This window comes from Ornithinimicrobium murale, assembly GCF_003352835.1.
GTDB classification, from domain to species: domain Bacteria; phylum Actinomycetota; class Actinomycetes; order Actinomycetales; family Dermatophilaceae; genus Ornithinicoccus; species Ornithinicoccus muralis.
This window is the reverse complement of the sequence record NZ_QLVD01000019.1, coordinates 74,339-88,777: the sequence shown is the minus strand read 5'-3', so window position 1 is coordinate 88,777 and position 14,439 is coordinate 74,339. Positions and strand designations below refer to the sequence as shown.

The window sequence follows — 14,439 nt, the reverse complement described above, 5'->3', positions numbered from 1 at the left end:
CCGGGCCTTCTGTCTGCTAAGGACCTGGGCTACTGCGCGCGCCAGTCGTCCAGTGCGCGCTGGTAGTCCTCACCAGCAGGGCCACGAATAGCGTTGGTCAGGGCTGGGCGACCCGTGCGGGTGACCGTGTTGCTCAGTTCCTCGACTTCGTCCGCGCTCCAGTCCGGAGTCCGCGCGAGATGGAGGGCGAGCGTGTTGATCGCGTTGGTGTCCTTCGATGGCTTGCCGTGCCTGCCTCGGTCCGATCCCTCGTCAGCCCAGGCGACCAGGTCACGAAGGTAGGTGTCCAAGTCGGCGTCACCGGGGTGCGGGCGTCCGGTGGCGGCGATGAAGTTCGCGGCGTCCTCCAGGTAGTCACCGGTGGACTCTGAGCCGTCTGTGTCGGCCAGCATGATCGCGAGCCGGTCGATGGCGAGGGAGTCGGTCTCTGGTGTCCACGGGCGCTGGCGCTTCGGTACGACCGACGGCCCCAATGCGACCTCGGACTCCCCCGCAGGCTTGGTAGCGAACTTACCTCGCGGCCCGCGTGGGTGCTTGGTCTCGTCGTAGGCGGTGCTCATCGGCTTGGTGCTCCTGTCTTGCGGAAGGTGTTCATGAGGGTGTCGCGACGTCCGGCGATCTCGTCGAGCTCGGCCAGGACCTCACCGGTGCGGCGGTGGCCAAGCGGCTGGTCGTCGTAGGTCAGGGCTACGTCTTCGTGCTGGGCGCTGTAGGAGGCCTCGATCTGGCGGCCGTCGTCGGTGTGCAGTGTGGCCTCGCCGTCGCTGTGCCGGTTGTAGGCATCAGGCTCGATGGCGAAGCTGCCGCGCGGCGAGGTGACTTCGATTCCGTCACCGGTCAGCTCAGCCTGCACGTCTGGCCCGACGACTCCTTGGACTGCGTCACGGACGGCGACCTGGGCGTGCACGGCGCCTCGCACACGGGAGTAGACCCCGACGACTTCCTGGTGCTCCTGGGTGAGGCCGCCATCCCTCGAGGTGCGGATCTGCTCGGTGCCGGTCTCGGGGTGGCTGACAGCGACCAAGCGACCATCCAGGGACGAGAGCACCCGGAACTGGCCGAGCTCGCTGTCGTTGACATCGAACTCCATGTCGGTCGCGAACATGTGCACCTCGCAGACCACGTGACCGTCCACTCCGGACCTCTCCAGGGCGGCCGCCACGTTCTCCAGGCCTTCGCGGTCGTCGGGGTCAGCCAGCTCGCTCCGGGAGATCTGCAGGCTTGCTCGGGGCCCGGAAGGGAGCTCGGTGTCGGACTCGGTGGCCGGTTGGACCCCGAACTTGCCTCCAGGCCCGCGATTCTGCTCTCGGGCAGCCTCGGCGGCGGCAGTCATGTGCGTGCTCATGCCCGGTCTACTGTGCGGGGCCGATCAGAGCTGGACGTTCGACTCGTTGGCGCTGTGTGAGGCGAACTGCCCACCGCGCCCGCCGTAACTGCCTGCCGCGTGCCGGCCCTGCATTGCGGTGTAGCCGCCCAGGGCCGATGAGTGGTAGCCGCCTGCGAAACGGCGGGGCTCGGGGGTATACGGCTCGATCTTGCCGACGATGCCGTATCGCCCCATCTTCGCCACACCGTGCATCTTGCGACCCTTGGAGTCGGTGTACGGGCTGGTGTGGCTGGGTGCTTGCAAGGCACCGATCGGTCCGAAGCCGGCAGTGGTGTAGCTCGCCCCGCCACCGGAATAGTCGGCCTCCCGGTTGTACTCGTCGTTGCCGGTGAGGACTCCCCCGGTGTTCTTGCCCGTCCACTTCACGTCGGCGAGTGCACCGAACGTGGCCCCGGCCAGCCAGGACTCGTTCGCCCTTTCGACGGAGTGGTTGTTCTCGGCGACGTCCCAGGTCATCGTCGAGTTCTTCCGGTCGAACGACACGGACGCCTCATCGCAACGGAAATGGGTCGTGCGGCTGTTCGGGAAGTCGACATCAGACTTCTGCACCCGAGCTGGCCGGGACATCCCCTCGTGGCCTCCCAGCATCTGCCAGGCTTCATCCCGGGCCGGGCCATGCGGCACCTGGCGGGCCCAGTGGTACAGCGCTTCCCGGTAAGCCTGCGGGTCGGTCTGCTCCTTGCGCGACAGCCCCTTCCAGAAGGACTGGGTCTGCTCGAAGGCATCAGTCTTCACCTTGGCTGCGGCGTCCTGGACCCTCTGCCGCACCTTCGCGAACTCGGCCGTCGGCAGCTTGATCTCGCCACGTTCCCACTCGTACTTGCTCATCGCGATGCCTCCTGGTCGACCTCGCTGGCCTCGACAGAGAACCGGGCCCGGAGCCGGTTGGCAGCGGGGTGACCGTCACGGATGAGCCCCTTGACGGCCGCCGAGTCGGACGCGTGGCGTCGCTCAGTGTTCAGTGTCATCAGGTGGGCCACCGCCGGCAGGTCCTTCTTCGATCCCGGCTCGCTGATGCAGTGCCCGTGGTCGAGCGGGTGCCCGGTCAGGTCGAAAGACGCATCCCGCGTGGAGCCCTTCAGGCAGTACCTCACCCCGTCCGGACGCGTCGGATCGGGGACCCTCTCGACCTGGTGGCGCTCCAGCACCTCGTCCGGCGGGTGCACGTCCGAGCCGTCCTCGACGTACTCCACCTCACCGTCCCAGCGGATGATCGCCGGGCCGTCCTGGTGGTCGCGGTGGGGCTCGTCGTGGAAGGACCACCGGGCTCCGTCGGGATCGAGCCTGGCCGGGCCCTCGTCGGGCGGTCGGTGCTCATCCCAGGGGGAGCTCGGGTCGTAGTGGGCGAACGAACCGTCCGGCTTCACCTCATAGGTCGGGTTGCCAGTCTCCGGGTCATAGACGGTGCCCTGGCCGTCGTCGTGAACCTCTCGGACCGTGGAGAATCCACGAACCCACACCATCGGCTCACCGTCCTTGTTAAACAGCGCCGGGGCACCGTCAGTGTCGGAGCAGGCACGGAACAGCGGGGCGTGCTCGTCACCGTTAACTCGCCAACGCACGCTGCCGTCATAGCGGTCAACCTCGACGACACCACCGTCAGCCTCGTGGGCGGCGACCTCGTCGGCCATCGCTACCTGGGCGGCGTTGGGCTGCTCACCGCGGCTGGCCCGGGCCAAGGCGACCCACAGCTCGCGGTCTTCGCTGTCGTCGAAGTCACCGCTGGCAGCGTCATAGCGCCAGTAGGTGTCGTAGGCCGACTGGGCAACGTCTTGCGCGGTGGCGTTCTCCGGGTCGGCCGCGGCTTCCTCGATGAACGAGCTGGCCGAGTGTAGGTCGTCCAGCGCCGGGTCCGACAGTCCGGTGGCCGACGTGTTGAGCAGGTCCTCAGACCACATGGCGAAGTTGCCGGAGTCCGGGTCCTCGTCATGCCACGAATAGTTGCGGATGAACTGAGGCGCTGCCCCGGTGGTCGGGTTGATTGACAGGCCGCGGGTGGCGACGACCAGTTCTCGAGTTTGCTCTCGCTCAGCCTCGTGGGTGGCCTCATCAAGGGCGAGGTCCGTCTCGGAGGCCGGCTGGCGCCCGAACTTGCCAGAGGGGTCACGGTGCTGCTCCCGGGCAGTCTCGGCGCGGTCGCTGATGTGGTTGGTCATACCCCGTCTACTGTGCGGTGCGACCCACGAAAGCCACACCACTGGTCGACCAGTGGTGTGGCTTTCGTGGTTCGGCTAGCCCGTCTGGGTGCCGCGGTACATCGCAGCGAGCTTGTCCCGGTTGTCCGGCAGCTCGCTGGACTCCAGGTGCAGATACACCCGGTCGGTGACCCGGGAGTCCTTGTGGCCGAGCAGGATGGCGACCTGCTGAGGCGACATGCCAGCGTGCTGCACCAGGTTGGTTGTCAGGGTGTGGCGCAGGACGTGAGTCGACGAGCGCCCCTTCTCCAAGATGCGCCCGAGCCCGGCAGCCTTCATAGCAGGGTTGAACTTTCGGCGGCGGTAGGTGTCCTGATCCAGTCGCCCACCACGTGGCCCGGTGAACAGCAGATCTCCCGGCTTTTGACCCCGCTCCTCGACCTGTTGAGCGATACGTTCTGCGGTCTGAGGCATCAGGGTATTGATGGACCGCAGACCTGCCTGCGTCTTGGTGCGCCCAATGGTTCCGCGCTTCTGCATCGACCCGCGGATGTGCACAACCCCAGCCGCGAGGTCGACGTCGCTCACACGCAGGGCCGCCAGCTCACCGATGCGACACCCGAGCTCAATCTGGACACGGACCGCGAGCCGCCACCAGAGGTCCATTTCCTTCTCCAGTCGGTCGAGCTGCTCCACGGCGAGGTACCGGCGCACGATGTCCTCGACCGGGTCGCTGTGCGTTGATCGACGCCGGGGCAGCCCTACCGTCGGGTTGCTGGCGATGAGACCGTCCGCCAGTGCCAGCGACATGGTCTGCCCGAGCACCTGGCGGCACTTGTCAATGGTGGCCTTCTTCTTGTTCTTCGCCCGCATCTGCGCCTGGAACGCCATGACGTCGCTAGACCTGATCTCACACAGCGCCATACCGCCGAACACTGGCAGCAGGTGGTTCCTGGATACCGAGACGTAGGTGGCGCGGGTGCTGTCTGAGACGTGAAGCATCTCCAGCCACTGCTCGTGCCACTGAGCCCAGGTCATCGTCCCGCTGGGCCGGGCGGCTTCAGTTCTGGGCTCCACGTCGTAGTCCCCCGCGCGTACGGTCCGTACCCACGCGCGTGCCTCCTCGAGAGTGTCGAAGGTCTGGGTGGCTTTCCTGTCGCCGCCGACCCGCACCCTGGCTCGGAAGGTTGTGCCTTCTGCGCCATCTCTGCGGGAGATGTTGGGCTCGACGTTCTTGTACTGGGGTTTGCTGCTCATGCTGACCTCTTCCTGGGTCGCCCGCTGCGACGTACTGCAAGGGGTGGTGCCGCAGCGGCGGAGTTGGTTCCCGCGATGGCATCCAGGTAGGTCTCGATGTGCTTGTCGGTGAACCTCAGCTCTTTGCCGAGCTTGAGGAAGCCGATGCGACGCGCCGACGTGAGTTTGTACACGTAGCCCTTAGGCACGGAGAGGTAGTCCGCCAGTTCATCGACCGTCCACAGTCTTGGAGGCAATCCATTCATGTGGCTGGTGGTGTGGCGTGGCTCGGGGGTTAGGCCCACCCCGGGCCAATACCCGGGCCAATACCCTCGGACTACTGTTCTACAAACCAGCGTGATAACACGCTGACCTGCGCAAATACTGGTGGGCGATACTGGGTTTGAACCAGTGACCTCTTCCGTGTCAAGGAAGCGCGCTACCACTGCGCCAATCGCCCTGATGTTGTGGGTGGTGCTTGTTGCGAGGTGGCGACGGGATTTGAACCCGTGTAGACGGCTTTGCAGGCCGTTGCCTCGCCTCTCGGCCACGCCACCGTGAGGCAGTTTGGGTGGTTGCCTCCGAGCGGACGACCGGGTTCGAACCGGCGACCTCAACCTTGGCAAGGTTGCGCTCTACCAACTGAGCTACGTCCGCATCTTCCCTCGGGTGTTCCCCTCAGGCGTCACGGAAGATTATCCGACGTCTGGCCCACTCACCAAATCCGCGTGTCAGGAGGGGTTCGTGGGGCCGTCGCGGCGGGGCAAGCGCTCGGGGTCGGTGCGGTCCTCGATGTGCGAGAGCGGCTGCGCCGGCTCGGCTGACCGCTGGTCCCACCAGTCCCCCGCGCGCTCGATCGGGCCCCGATAGTCGTCTGTCGGCCACAGCCGCCGGATGGAGGCGTTGGTCGCGGCACCGATCAGGATGGCGAGCGCCACGAGGAAGAACCACGTCAGTGCGATGATGGGGGCGGCCAACGGACCGAAGATCGTCGTGCCACCCACCGCGACGGAGGCCCAGGCCCGCAATCCGATGGAGCTCACCAGCCAGATCACGGCCGCGACGACCGCCCCCGGGAAGTCGCGGTAGAAGGGCGTCTTCTCTTTCGGCGCGTAGTGGTAGAGGCAGGTCAGGCCCAGCAGCGCCAGACCCGCCACGACAGGCCAGTACGCCCCGACCAGGGGGTCTAGCTGCTCGGGGAGCCACTCACGCAGCAGCCCCGGCCCGATGATCGCCAGCGGCACGAGGACGCCGGCGAGCAGCACGGCTCCGACATACAGGCCAAGGGACATGGCCCGTGCCCCGATGATGCTGCGCTGCCCGCTCTGGGCATACATGATCTGCACAGCGTCCATGAAGACGTGCAGCGCCCGCGAGCCGGACCACAGACTGATCAGGAAGCCGATCGAGAGCAGGTCCGCACGCCCGCCCGCCAGAGTGTCCTCGACCGTGGGCACGATGATCTCGCTGACCACCTCCTGCGTCAGGAACTGGGCGCTGAGCCGCTCGATGGCCCCGGTCACCCGGGCCACCGCCTGCGGGTCGAACGTGCTCCCGAAGAAGCCGACGCCGGCCGTGATCCCCAGCAGCAGCGGCGGCAGGCACAGCAGCATGAAGAACGCGGCCTCGGCCGACAACCCGGTCACCCGGTGGCGGAAACAGAGCCGGAAGACCTCGACGACGAGCCGCGCCAGGGGCAGGGCCCCGGGCACCGGGGCGAGGACCGCCCTGACCCTGCGCCGCACCGTCATTCCCCTACGGTATGGCGCTCGGCCGGGTCAGGCGGGCAGGTGACCGACCGCGTCTCTCCCCTCCGAGTCCGGCACAGGGCTCCGGTGAGCGGGCAACAGCCCGGCACCACGGCATACTGGATGATGGTGCGCTGACAGAGTCGTCTGCCCCGCTCCGCCCCCTGCAGAGAGACCTTGATGGATATCTGGCCCGGCAAGCCCTACCCGCTGGGTGCCACCTACGACGGCACCGGCGTCAACTTCGCGATCTTCTCCGAGATCGCCACCGGGGTCGACCTGTGCCTCATCGATGACGCCGGTGAGGAGACCCGCGTCCCGCTGACCGAGGTGGACGCCTACGTCTGGCACGGCTACCTTCCGCAGGTCGAGCCGGGGCAGCGCTACGGCTTCCGCATCCACGGGCCCTACGACCCCGATGAGGGGCACCGCTGCAACCCCGCCAAATTGCTGCTCGACCCCTATGCCCGGGCCTTCGACGGTCACGTCTCCGGTGAACAGCCGGTCTTCTCCTACGACTTCGAGGACCCGGAATCGCTCAACGAGGAGGACTCTCTCGGCCACAACCTGCTCTCGGTCGTGGTCAACCCGTTCTTCGACTGGGCCCACGACCGGCCACCACGCCACGAGTACCACGACAGCGTCATCTACGAGACCCACGTCAAGGGTCTGACCATGCAACACCCGGACGTGCCCGAGGAGATCCGCGGCACCTACGCGGCGCTGGGCCACCCGGCGATCATCGGGCACCTGACCGACCTCGGGGTGACGGCCATCGAGCTGCTCCCGGTGCATCAGTTCGTGGAGGAGCGCACCCTGCTGGACCAGGGGCTGAGCAACTACTGGGGCTACAACACGATCGGCTTCCTGGCGCCGCACAACGGGTATGCCGCACACGGCACCCAGGGACAACAGGTCACCGAGTTCAAGACGATGGTCAAGAACCTGCACGCGGCCGGGATCGAGGTGATCCTGGACGTGGTCTACAACCACACCGCCGAGGGCAACCACCTGGGCCCGACCCTGGCCTTCCGGGGCATCGACAACAAGAGCTACTACCGCCTGGTCGATGAGGACCCGGCGCACTACTACGACACCACCGGCACCGGCAACAGCCTGCTGATGCGCAGTCCGCACGTGCTGCAGATGATCATGGACTCGCTGCGCTACTGGGTCACCGAGATGCACGTCGACGGGTTCCGTTTCGACCTGGCCGCCACCCTGGCCCGCCAGTTCCACGAGGTCGACAAGCTGTCCGCCTTCTTCGACATCATCCAGCAGGACCCGGTGATCTCGCAGGTGAAGCTGATTGCCGAGCCGTGGGACTTGGGGGCCGGTGGTTACCAGGTCGGCAACTTCCCGCCGCTGTGGACCGAGTGGAACGGCAAGTACCGCGACACCGTCCGCGACTACTGGCGCGGCCTGCCCTCGACGCTGGGCGAGTTCGCGTCCCGGATCACCGGCTCCTCCGACCTCTACGCGCACAGCGGCCGCTGGCCGATCGCCTCGATCAACTTCGTGACGGCCCACGACGGGTTCACGTTGCGGGACCTGGTCTCCTACAACGAGAAGCACAACGAGGCCAACGGCGAGGACGGCAACGACGGGGAGAGCCACAACCGCTCCTGGAACTGCGGTGTGGAAGGGCCCACCGATGACCCGGAGATCAATGCACTCCGGCTCAAGCAACAAAAGAACTACCTGGCGACCCTGCTGCTGAGCCAGGGCGTGCCGATGATCTCCCACGGTGACGAGCTGGGGCGCACGCAGTCGGGCAACAACAACGTCTATGCCCAGGACAACGAGCTGTCCTGGGTGGACTGGGAGCTGGACCGGGAGCAGCAGGAGCTGCTCGACTTCACCACAGACCTGATCGCCCTGCGCAAGGCCCACCCCGTCTTCCGGCGACGCCGCTTCTTCGCCGGTGACGCGGAACACGGCGGCCAGAGCGAGCTCGGGGACATCGTCTGGTATGCCCCGCAGGGGCTGATCATGGACGACGACGCCTGGCAGTCCCACTTCGCCCGCTCGATCATGGTCTTCCTCAACGGGGAGGCCATCGCGGCCCCCGACGAGATGGGGCGACCGGTCACCGACGACCACTTCCTGCTGTTGTTCAACGCCCACCACGAGTCGGTGGACTTCACCCTCCCCGAGGGCATCGACGCGACCTCCTGGACCGTCGTGGTCGACACCACCGGCACCGTGCACGAGGAGGACTGGCAGACCGCTCAGACCTACGCCGTGCCACCGCGGTCGGTGATCGTGCTGACGGGCATCCCACAGCCCACTCTCGCCTGAGTCAGCGGGCGGTCTTGGCCAGCCGCTTCTTCTCCTTGGCGATGTCGAAGTCTGCCGGCGGCCACCCCAGATCGAAGGCGTGCAGGTGCTCACGCAGCAGCTGTTGGACGGCCAGCCGGGCATACCACTTGCGGTCGGCCGGCACCACGAACCAGGGGGCGTGCTCGGTGGACGTCTTGTCCATCACGGCCTGGTAGGCCTCCATGTAGTCGTCCCACTTCTCGCGGGTATCCACGTCACCGGGGTTGTACTTCCAGAACTTGTCCGGTCGCTCGAGCCGCTCGGCCAGGCGCTCCCCCTGCTCCTCGTGGGAGAGGTGCAGCATCACCTTGATGACCGTCGTGTCGTCCTCGACCAGGGACTTCTCGAAGTCGTTGATCGTGGTGTAGCGACGCGCCCACACAGCGGGTTCGACCAGTTCGTCCACGCGCACGATGAGGACGTCCTCGTAGTGTGACCGGTCAAAGACGCCGATCATGCCGGCCCCGGGCAGGGCCTTGCGGATGCGCCACAGGAACGGGTGGTCGAGCTCCTCCTGCGTCGGCGACTTGAAGGCGGTGATCTCGGTGCCCTGCGGGTCGACCGCGCCGACCACGTGCCGCATGATGCCGCCCTTGCCGGCCGTGTCCAGTCCCTGGATCAGGAGGAGCACCTTGTGCGTGCCACCGCTCTGGCCATGGGCGTAGAGCCGCTCCTGCAGCTCGTCCATCTCCTCGTCCGCATCCGCCAGGGCGTCCTTGCCGTCAGCCTTGTCGCCGTCGAAGGCCGGCGTCGCTCTCGGATCCACGTCGCTGAGCGTGAAGCCCTCCCCCACGCGCAGTGCGTCGCTGAAAGGTGTGCTGGTTGACCGTGTCGATTTCTTGCCCATCGCGCCATCCTGACACCTGATGGGCGACGATGTCGGACATGGTCAAGATCTCAGGTGAGCCCCAGTCGGTGGATGCCTTGCTCGAGTCGTATGCCGTGGGGCCGGGTCCGGTGGTCCGGGCCAACTTCGTCACGACCCTGGATGGCCACGCCACCGGAGGTGACGGGCGGTCCGGGTCGATCAACTCCGCGGCGGACAAGCAGGTCTTTGACCTGCTGAGGGCTCTGGCCGACGTCGTCGTCGTGGGTGCCGGGACCATCCGCGCTGAGGGCTATGGTCGTCTGCGCACCGAGGACCCGGCCATGCTCGAGCTGCGGCGCAAGGCCGGGCGGTCAGACCACCCCGTGCTGGCGGTGGTCACGGCCTCCGGCGACCTACCGGAGAAGGTCCTCGAGCCGGACCCCGACGCAGGGGATCTGCTGGTGCTGTGCGCCTCCGCGGTCTCCGCGGAACTGACTGAGCGGCTGGGCGACACAGCTGTGATCGCCTGCGGCGCAGACACCGTCGAGGCCACCGTCGCTGTGGAGGAACTGCACGCGCGGGGCCTGATCCACGTCCTCACCGAGGGTGGACCGCACTTGTTGGGCGCCTGGCTCCAGGCCGGCGTTGTCGACGAGCTGTGCCTGACCGTGCGGCCGATCATTGCCGGCGGCACGGGCCCGCGCATCGTGGAGGCACCGTCCGGCTCGGAGCTCCTGGCACGCTTCGACCTGCAGCACGCTCTGGCCTGGGAGGGCGACCTGATGCTGCGCTATGTCGCCGGCCGGGTGTGAGCCACCGCGCCGACCGCACGTAGCGTCGCGGCTATCTGGCCTGCGCGGCATGCTCGCTCCTCGGGCACCGGTCTGTGCCATCTTGGAGCACTTCCGGGTTCTTGCAGCGCGCTATAGCAGGCTCCAAGAGACCGGAGGCGCTCTCAGTTGGGCAGCTCGGCCGCGTCCGTCAGGATGCCGTTGCTGCTAGGACCGGCGCGAGATCACGGCCCACGCCACCGCGGCCACCAGGAGCTCCGCGAACAGCAGCAGGGCGAGCACCATCGACACGTCGGCACCCAGCCCGATCGCCACCGCCGCGGCGCCGGTCAGGGGCACGGCACTGATGCCCAGCACGGCCAGCGAGTGGGTGAGCAGCGCGTCGTCGCGCTCGTCCCCCTGCTGGGTGAAGGCCCGCTCGAAGCTCGTGGCACGCGCGGGGTTGCGGGTGACCCGCCAGGCGACCACGGCCACCCCGAGCACACCCACTGCGGCACCCTGGAGGAAGCCGGTGCCCATGTTGCCCGGCCCGTGCTCGCGCAGCAGCAAGCCAAGCACAACGATGCCGCCGCAGGCGACCATCATGACGAGCAGCGCGAGTGCCTTCTGACGTCCCGTCATCTCAGTCGTCGACATGGAAGATCTCCTCTACGGTGCGGTGGAAGTGCCGGGCGATCGCAATCGCCAGCGGCAGCGACGGGTCGTAGCGACCCGTCTCGATCGAGTTCACGGTCTGCCTGGACACCTGCAGGACCTCGCCCAGCTCCCGCTGCGACAGGCCGGAGGCGAGCCGCAGCTCGCGCACATCGTTGTCCATCCACGACTCCCCAGAGGTGTCTAACTCCCTTGACACGTCAAAGGTACTTGACACGGTTGGTCGATGTCAAGCGTCCTTGTCAAGCGCCGGGGTCAGGAGCCGAAAAAGACCTCGTCGGGCGGGTACGCCGGGCACACCGGCTCCAAGTCCTGGCGCTCATCCTGAGGGAGCATGTCCAGATAGCTGTTGGGCCACCAGCTCCGCTGGGGCGTGAAGAACGCCGAGATGTAGGTCTCCCGACTCGGCTGCTGAGCCCGGTTCACCGGGACACCGTGCGCCTCCATGCAGGGGATGAAGTACTGGTCCCAGTAGTCGTAGACCAGCCCGATCTGGCCCTCAGTCCAGTCCTGGACGTAGTCCGGGTCGGGCGTGAACCGGGCGTTGCAGGTGTACCAGGCCAGGCTCCACGCCGACTGTTGTTCTGGCGGTGGAGTGCCACCCGGATAGCTGATGCTCCCGGCGTCGATCTCGATCGGGAAGCCGGACCCGGTCATGCAATCCGACAGCACTGTGTCCGACTCCGTCCGGGGGTGGACCCAACGCTCAAGCGCCACCTCGGGGGCGGGCCCGTCCAGGTCATCCGCCTGGTTCTTGAGGTAGCTGTCGCGCCACGCCTGTCGCTCCGCCTCGCTGAGCCGGGTGATCGTGACCGAGACGGTCGGCTCCCAGTTGCCGGGATCCCACTGCCCAGCCTGGCCCGTAGGCGCGGGGTCAGGACCGGTCGTCTCGACCACCGCTGATGACGGGTCTGCCTCCTCCGCAGGCCCCGCCGGGCTCTGCTGCGGAGGCTCCAGGGACGAGCACGCCGCCATCGTCACCACGACGGCAAGCGCCGCACCCGTTCGCAACAACATCGTCACCTCGATCATCTCCCGGCCGTGAGTTGACCGGACCTTACCCCCCGGTTCACAGGATCAAGCCGTCAGGAACTCTGCGACGGTGCGCTCCCACCGCTCAGCATCGGTGTTCCACCCCCGGCAGTGCAGCGGCCCGTCCCACAGGTCCAGAGTGATCAGGTCTGGCCGCTTCTTCGCGAGCTCCTCGGAGGGCCCGTAGGGCACGACGTCATCGGTGCGCGAGTGCATGAGCAGGATCCGGTGACGCAGCTCGTCAGCACGGGCCACCCAGTTGGTGACCGCGATGTCCAGCGGCTCGGCCACCCCGACCAGGTGGCGAGTGGCCTTGCGGCCCATCAGGACCTTGCCCAGCATGCTGGCCAGTCGTGGCAGTTTGTTGAGATCGGCGTGGTGGCTCAGCACCACCCCCCAGTCGATGACCGGGCAGTCCAGGACCACCTTGACCACGAACCGGGCGTAGTCGGAGCGGTCGAGGGTCTGCAGCACGATGGCTCCGCCCATGGACCACCCCAGCAGGGTGACCTGGCTGGCTCCCTGACTCACGGCATACGAGATGGCCGCCTCGACGTCCCGCCACTCCGAGAGCCCGAGGTTGTAGCGGCCGTCCGCGCTGGGTGGTGCGCCCTGGTCGTTGCGGTACTTCGGCACCAGGGAGGTGAACCCGAGGTCGTGCAGCAGTCGCAGGGCCCGGATCGTCTCCTCCCGCCTGGCCGAGCGACCATGCACCAGCACGGCCCACTCCCCCGGACGCTCCGAGTCCTCCCGCGGCGGCACCTGCCAGGCGGGCAGGTCACCGACATCCGAGGGCACGTGCACGTCCTCGAAGTCCAGACCGACCGCCGTGCCCGGGTCGCCGCAGTAGTAGTAGCTGTTCCATCGGGCCGGCCCCGGGACCAGACGTCCTTCGTCGAGGTCGAGGAGCTCTCGGACCACGGTGCGGTCCACCGACTTGCGCGGCGTCAGATCACTGGAGATCACCTCGCCGACGCGGGCATGGCCCTCTCCCCCGTCGAGCCACAGACCGTAGCGCCCCGGCGAGAGGCTGTGCGGGGCAGCGACGAAGGTGATCGTGCTGGCGTCCGGTCCGTCACGGTCGATCGACACGATCCAGGTGTCGTCCTTCTTCTCGTGCTCCGGGGTCACGACGCGGCGGGCGAAATAGGTCGCCACGCCCAGGGAGGCCAGGGCCGTGGTCACCGCCGCGCCGACACCTCCGGCCGCCAGGACAGTGCTCAGCCTGGGTTTCATTCGCAGCTCAGCCACCGAGCACCTCCCGCAGGTCGAACTCCACCGGTGTCTCCAGCTGCTCGTAGGTGCAGCTCTCCGGCTCCCGGTCCGGGCGCCAGCGCACGAACTGCGCGGTGTGCCGGAACCGTGCGCCCTCCATGTAGTCGTACTTCACCTCAACCACACGCTCGGGCCGCAGCGGCACGAAGGACAGGTCCTTGCCGGCGTTCCAGCGGCTGGTCTCGTTCTTGCGGGGCGTGCCCTCGAACGTGGCGGCCCAGTCCCAGGGGTGCCCCGTGATGTCGGTCACGAGCGGCTGCAACTCCTCGAGCAGTTCGCGACGGCGCTGCATCGGGAAGGCCCCGATGACGCCCACCGAGGCGAGCGTCCCGTCCTCGCTGTAGAGCCCGAGGAGCAGCGAGCCCACTGCGTCCGGGCCGGACTTGTGCAGGCGGTAGCCGGCCACCACACAGTCGGCGGTCCGCGTGTGCTTGATCTTGCTCTGGGTCCGCTTGTCCGGCTGGTAGACGCCTGCTGGGTCCTTGGCGATCAGGCCGTCCAGCCCGGCCCCCTCGAACCGCTCGAACCACTCCTGGGCCTCACCGGTGTCCTTGGTCAGGCGCGTGAGGTAGATCGGTGGCCGGGTGCCGGCGAGGGCCTCCTCCAGACGAGCCCGACGGTGCTCCAGCGGCCAGTCCATCAGGTCCTCATCGCCCAGGGCCAGCAGGTCGAAGGCCACGAAGCTGGCCGGCGTCTCGACGGCCAGCTTGCGCACCCGGGAGTCGGCCGGATGGATCCGCTGCTGCAGCACCTCGAAGTCGAGCCGGTTCGCCGCGGTGTCGGCATAGATGATCTCGCCGTCGATCACCGCCCGCTCGGGAAAGTGGGCCAGGACCGCCTCGACGACCTCCGGGAAGTAGCGGGTCATCGGCTTCTCGTTGCGCGAGCCGATCTCCACCTCGTCGCCGTCGCGGAAGATGATCGAGCGGAACCCGTCCCACTTGGGCTCGTAGAACTGCCCCTCCGGGATCCCCTTCACCGGCTTGGCGAGCATTGGCTTGACCGGTGGCATGACGGGCAGGTCCATGACGCCATACTGCCCGATGGCTCG

General features: G+C 67.4%; 15 protein-coding genes and 3 tRNA genes. 2 read left to right on the top strand and 16 right to left on the bottom strand.

The features are described from left to right. Window positions 1–29: 29 nt before the first annotated feature. From DPQ65_RS06815 to DPQ65_RS06770, 10 genes are all read right to left on the bottom strand, one after another. A complete protein-coding gene (locus tag DPQ65_RS06815) occupies window positions 30–560 on the bottom strand; it encodes a hypothetical protein (protein WP_114906622.1) in 531 nt (176 codons plus the stop codon). Further along, on the bottom strand, window positions 557–1,345 hold the full coding sequence (locus tag DPQ65_RS06810; RefSeq protein ID WP_162802064.1) for a hypothetical protein: 789 nt from the start codon (window positions 1,343–1,345) through the stop codon (window positions 557–559). The genes DPQ65_RS06815 and DPQ65_RS06810 overlap by 4 nt, the downstream gene beginning before the upstream one ends. A 24-nt stretch (window positions 1,346–1,369) precedes the next feature. Next, entirely contained in the window at window positions 1,370–2,215 is an 846-nt protein-coding gene (locus tag DPQ65_RS06805) for a hypothetical protein (protein ID WP_114906620.1), read from the bottom strand. Continuing rightward, window positions 2,212–3,543, bottom strand: coding sequence for a PQQ-binding-like beta-propeller repeat protein (locus DPQ65_RS06800; RefSeq protein ID WP_114906619.1), 1,332 nt, complete (start codon window positions 3,541–3,543; stop codon window positions 2,212–2,214). The genes DPQ65_RS06805 and DPQ65_RS06800 overlap by 4 nt, the downstream gene beginning before the upstream one ends. Before the next feature lie 75 nt (window positions 3,544–3,618). Next, complete coding sequence (locus tag DPQ65_RS06795) at window positions 3,619–4,779, bottom strand: tyrosine-type recombinase/integrase (RefSeq protein ID WP_114906618.1); 1,161 nt, start codon at window positions 4,777–4,779, stop codon at window positions 3,619–3,621. Beyond that, window positions 4,776–5,024 carry an excisionase family DNA-binding protein gene (locus DPQ65_RS06790; RefSeq protein ID WP_114906617.1) on the bottom strand — a complete coding sequence of 83 codons (249 nt, stop codon included), beginning with the start codon at window positions 5,022–5,024 and terminating at the stop codon, window positions 4,776–4,778. The genes DPQ65_RS06795 and DPQ65_RS06790 overlap by 4 nt, the downstream gene beginning before the upstream one ends. Before the next feature lie 119 nt (window positions 5,025–5,143). Then, a tRNA-Val gene (locus tag DPQ65_RS06785) sits at window positions 5,144–5,218 on the bottom strand. 26 nt (window positions 5,219–5,244) lie between these two features. Continuing rightward, a tRNA-Cys gene (locus tag DPQ65_RS06780) sits at window positions 5,245–5,315 on the bottom strand. A gap of 27 nt (window positions 5,316–5,342) precedes the next feature. Further along, a tRNA-Gly gene (locus tag DPQ65_RS06775) sits at window positions 5,343–5,415 on the bottom strand. A gap of 74 nt (window positions 5,416–5,489) precedes the next feature. Then, on the bottom strand, window positions 5,490–6,509 hold the full coding sequence (locus tag DPQ65_RS06770; protein ID WP_114906616.1) for a YihY/virulence factor BrkB family protein: 1,020 nt from the start codon (window positions 6,507–6,509) through the stop codon (window positions 5,490–5,492). Window positions 6,510–6,686: 177 nt separating this feature from the next. On the opposite strand from DPQ65_RS06770, the gene glgX reads away from it, so the two are divergent. Continuing rightward, window positions 6,687–8,807 (top strand): glycogen debranching protein GlgX, encoded by a 2,121-nt coding sequence (gene glgX / locus DPQ65_RS06765; RefSeq protein WP_114906615.1) that lies wholly within the window; start codon window positions 6,687–6,689, stop codon window positions 8,805–8,807. 1 nt (window position 8,808) lies between these two features. Here glgX and DPQ65_RS06760 read toward each other — a convergent pair whose 3' ends face one another. Further along, entirely contained in the window at window positions 8,809–9,675 is an 867-nt protein-coding gene (locus tag DPQ65_RS06760) for a PPK2 family polyphosphate kinase (protein ID WP_114906614.1), read from the bottom strand. Window positions 9,676–9,713: 38 nt separating this feature from the next. On the opposite strand from DPQ65_RS06760, the gene DPQ65_RS06755 reads away from it, so the two are divergent. After that, the gene (locus tag DPQ65_RS06755; protein WP_162802063.1) at window positions 9,714–10,448 is read left to right on the top strand and encodes a dihydrofolate reductase family protein; all 735 of its coding nucleotides are present in this window, start codon (window positions 9,714–9,716) and stop codon (window positions 10,446–10,448) included. 186 nt (window positions 10,449–10,634) lie between these two features. Here DPQ65_RS06755 and DPQ65_RS06750 read toward each other — a convergent pair whose 3' ends face one another. The 5 genes from DPQ65_RS06750 to DPQ65_RS06730 form a co-directional block, all read right to left on the bottom strand. Next, on the bottom strand, window positions 10,635–11,063 hold the full coding sequence (locus tag DPQ65_RS06750) for a hypothetical protein (RefSeq protein WP_114906612.1): 429 nt from the start codon (window positions 11,061–11,063) through the stop codon (window positions 10,635–10,637). Continuing rightward, window positions 11,050–11,244, bottom strand: coding sequence for a helix-turn-helix transcriptional regulator (locus DPQ65_RS06745; RefSeq protein WP_114906611.1), 195 nt, complete (start codon window positions 11,242–11,244; stop codon window positions 11,050–11,052). The genes DPQ65_RS06750 and DPQ65_RS06745 overlap by 14 nt, the downstream gene beginning before the upstream one ends. A 92-nt stretch (window positions 11,245–11,336) precedes the next feature. After that, the gene (locus DPQ65_RS06740; protein ID WP_162802062.1) at window positions 11,337–12,098 is read right to left on the bottom strand and encodes a hypothetical protein; all 762 of its coding nucleotides are present in this window, start codon (window positions 12,096–12,098) and stop codon (window positions 11,337–11,339) included. 60 nt (window positions 12,099–12,158) lie between these two features. Further along, the gene (locus DPQ65_RS06735; RefSeq protein ID WP_238146730.1) at window positions 12,159–13,364 is read right to left on the bottom strand and encodes an alpha/beta hydrolase; all 1,206 of its coding nucleotides are present in this window, start codon (window positions 13,362–13,364) and stop codon (window positions 12,159–12,161) included. Next, window positions 13,357–14,415 (bottom strand): ATP-dependent DNA ligase, encoded by a 1,059-nt coding sequence (locus DPQ65_RS06730; protein WP_114906991.1) that lies wholly within the window; start codon window positions 14,413–14,415, stop codon window positions 13,357–13,359. The genes DPQ65_RS06735 and DPQ65_RS06730 overlap by 8 nt, the downstream gene beginning before the upstream one ends. Window positions 14,416–14,439 lie beyond the last annotated feature (24 nt).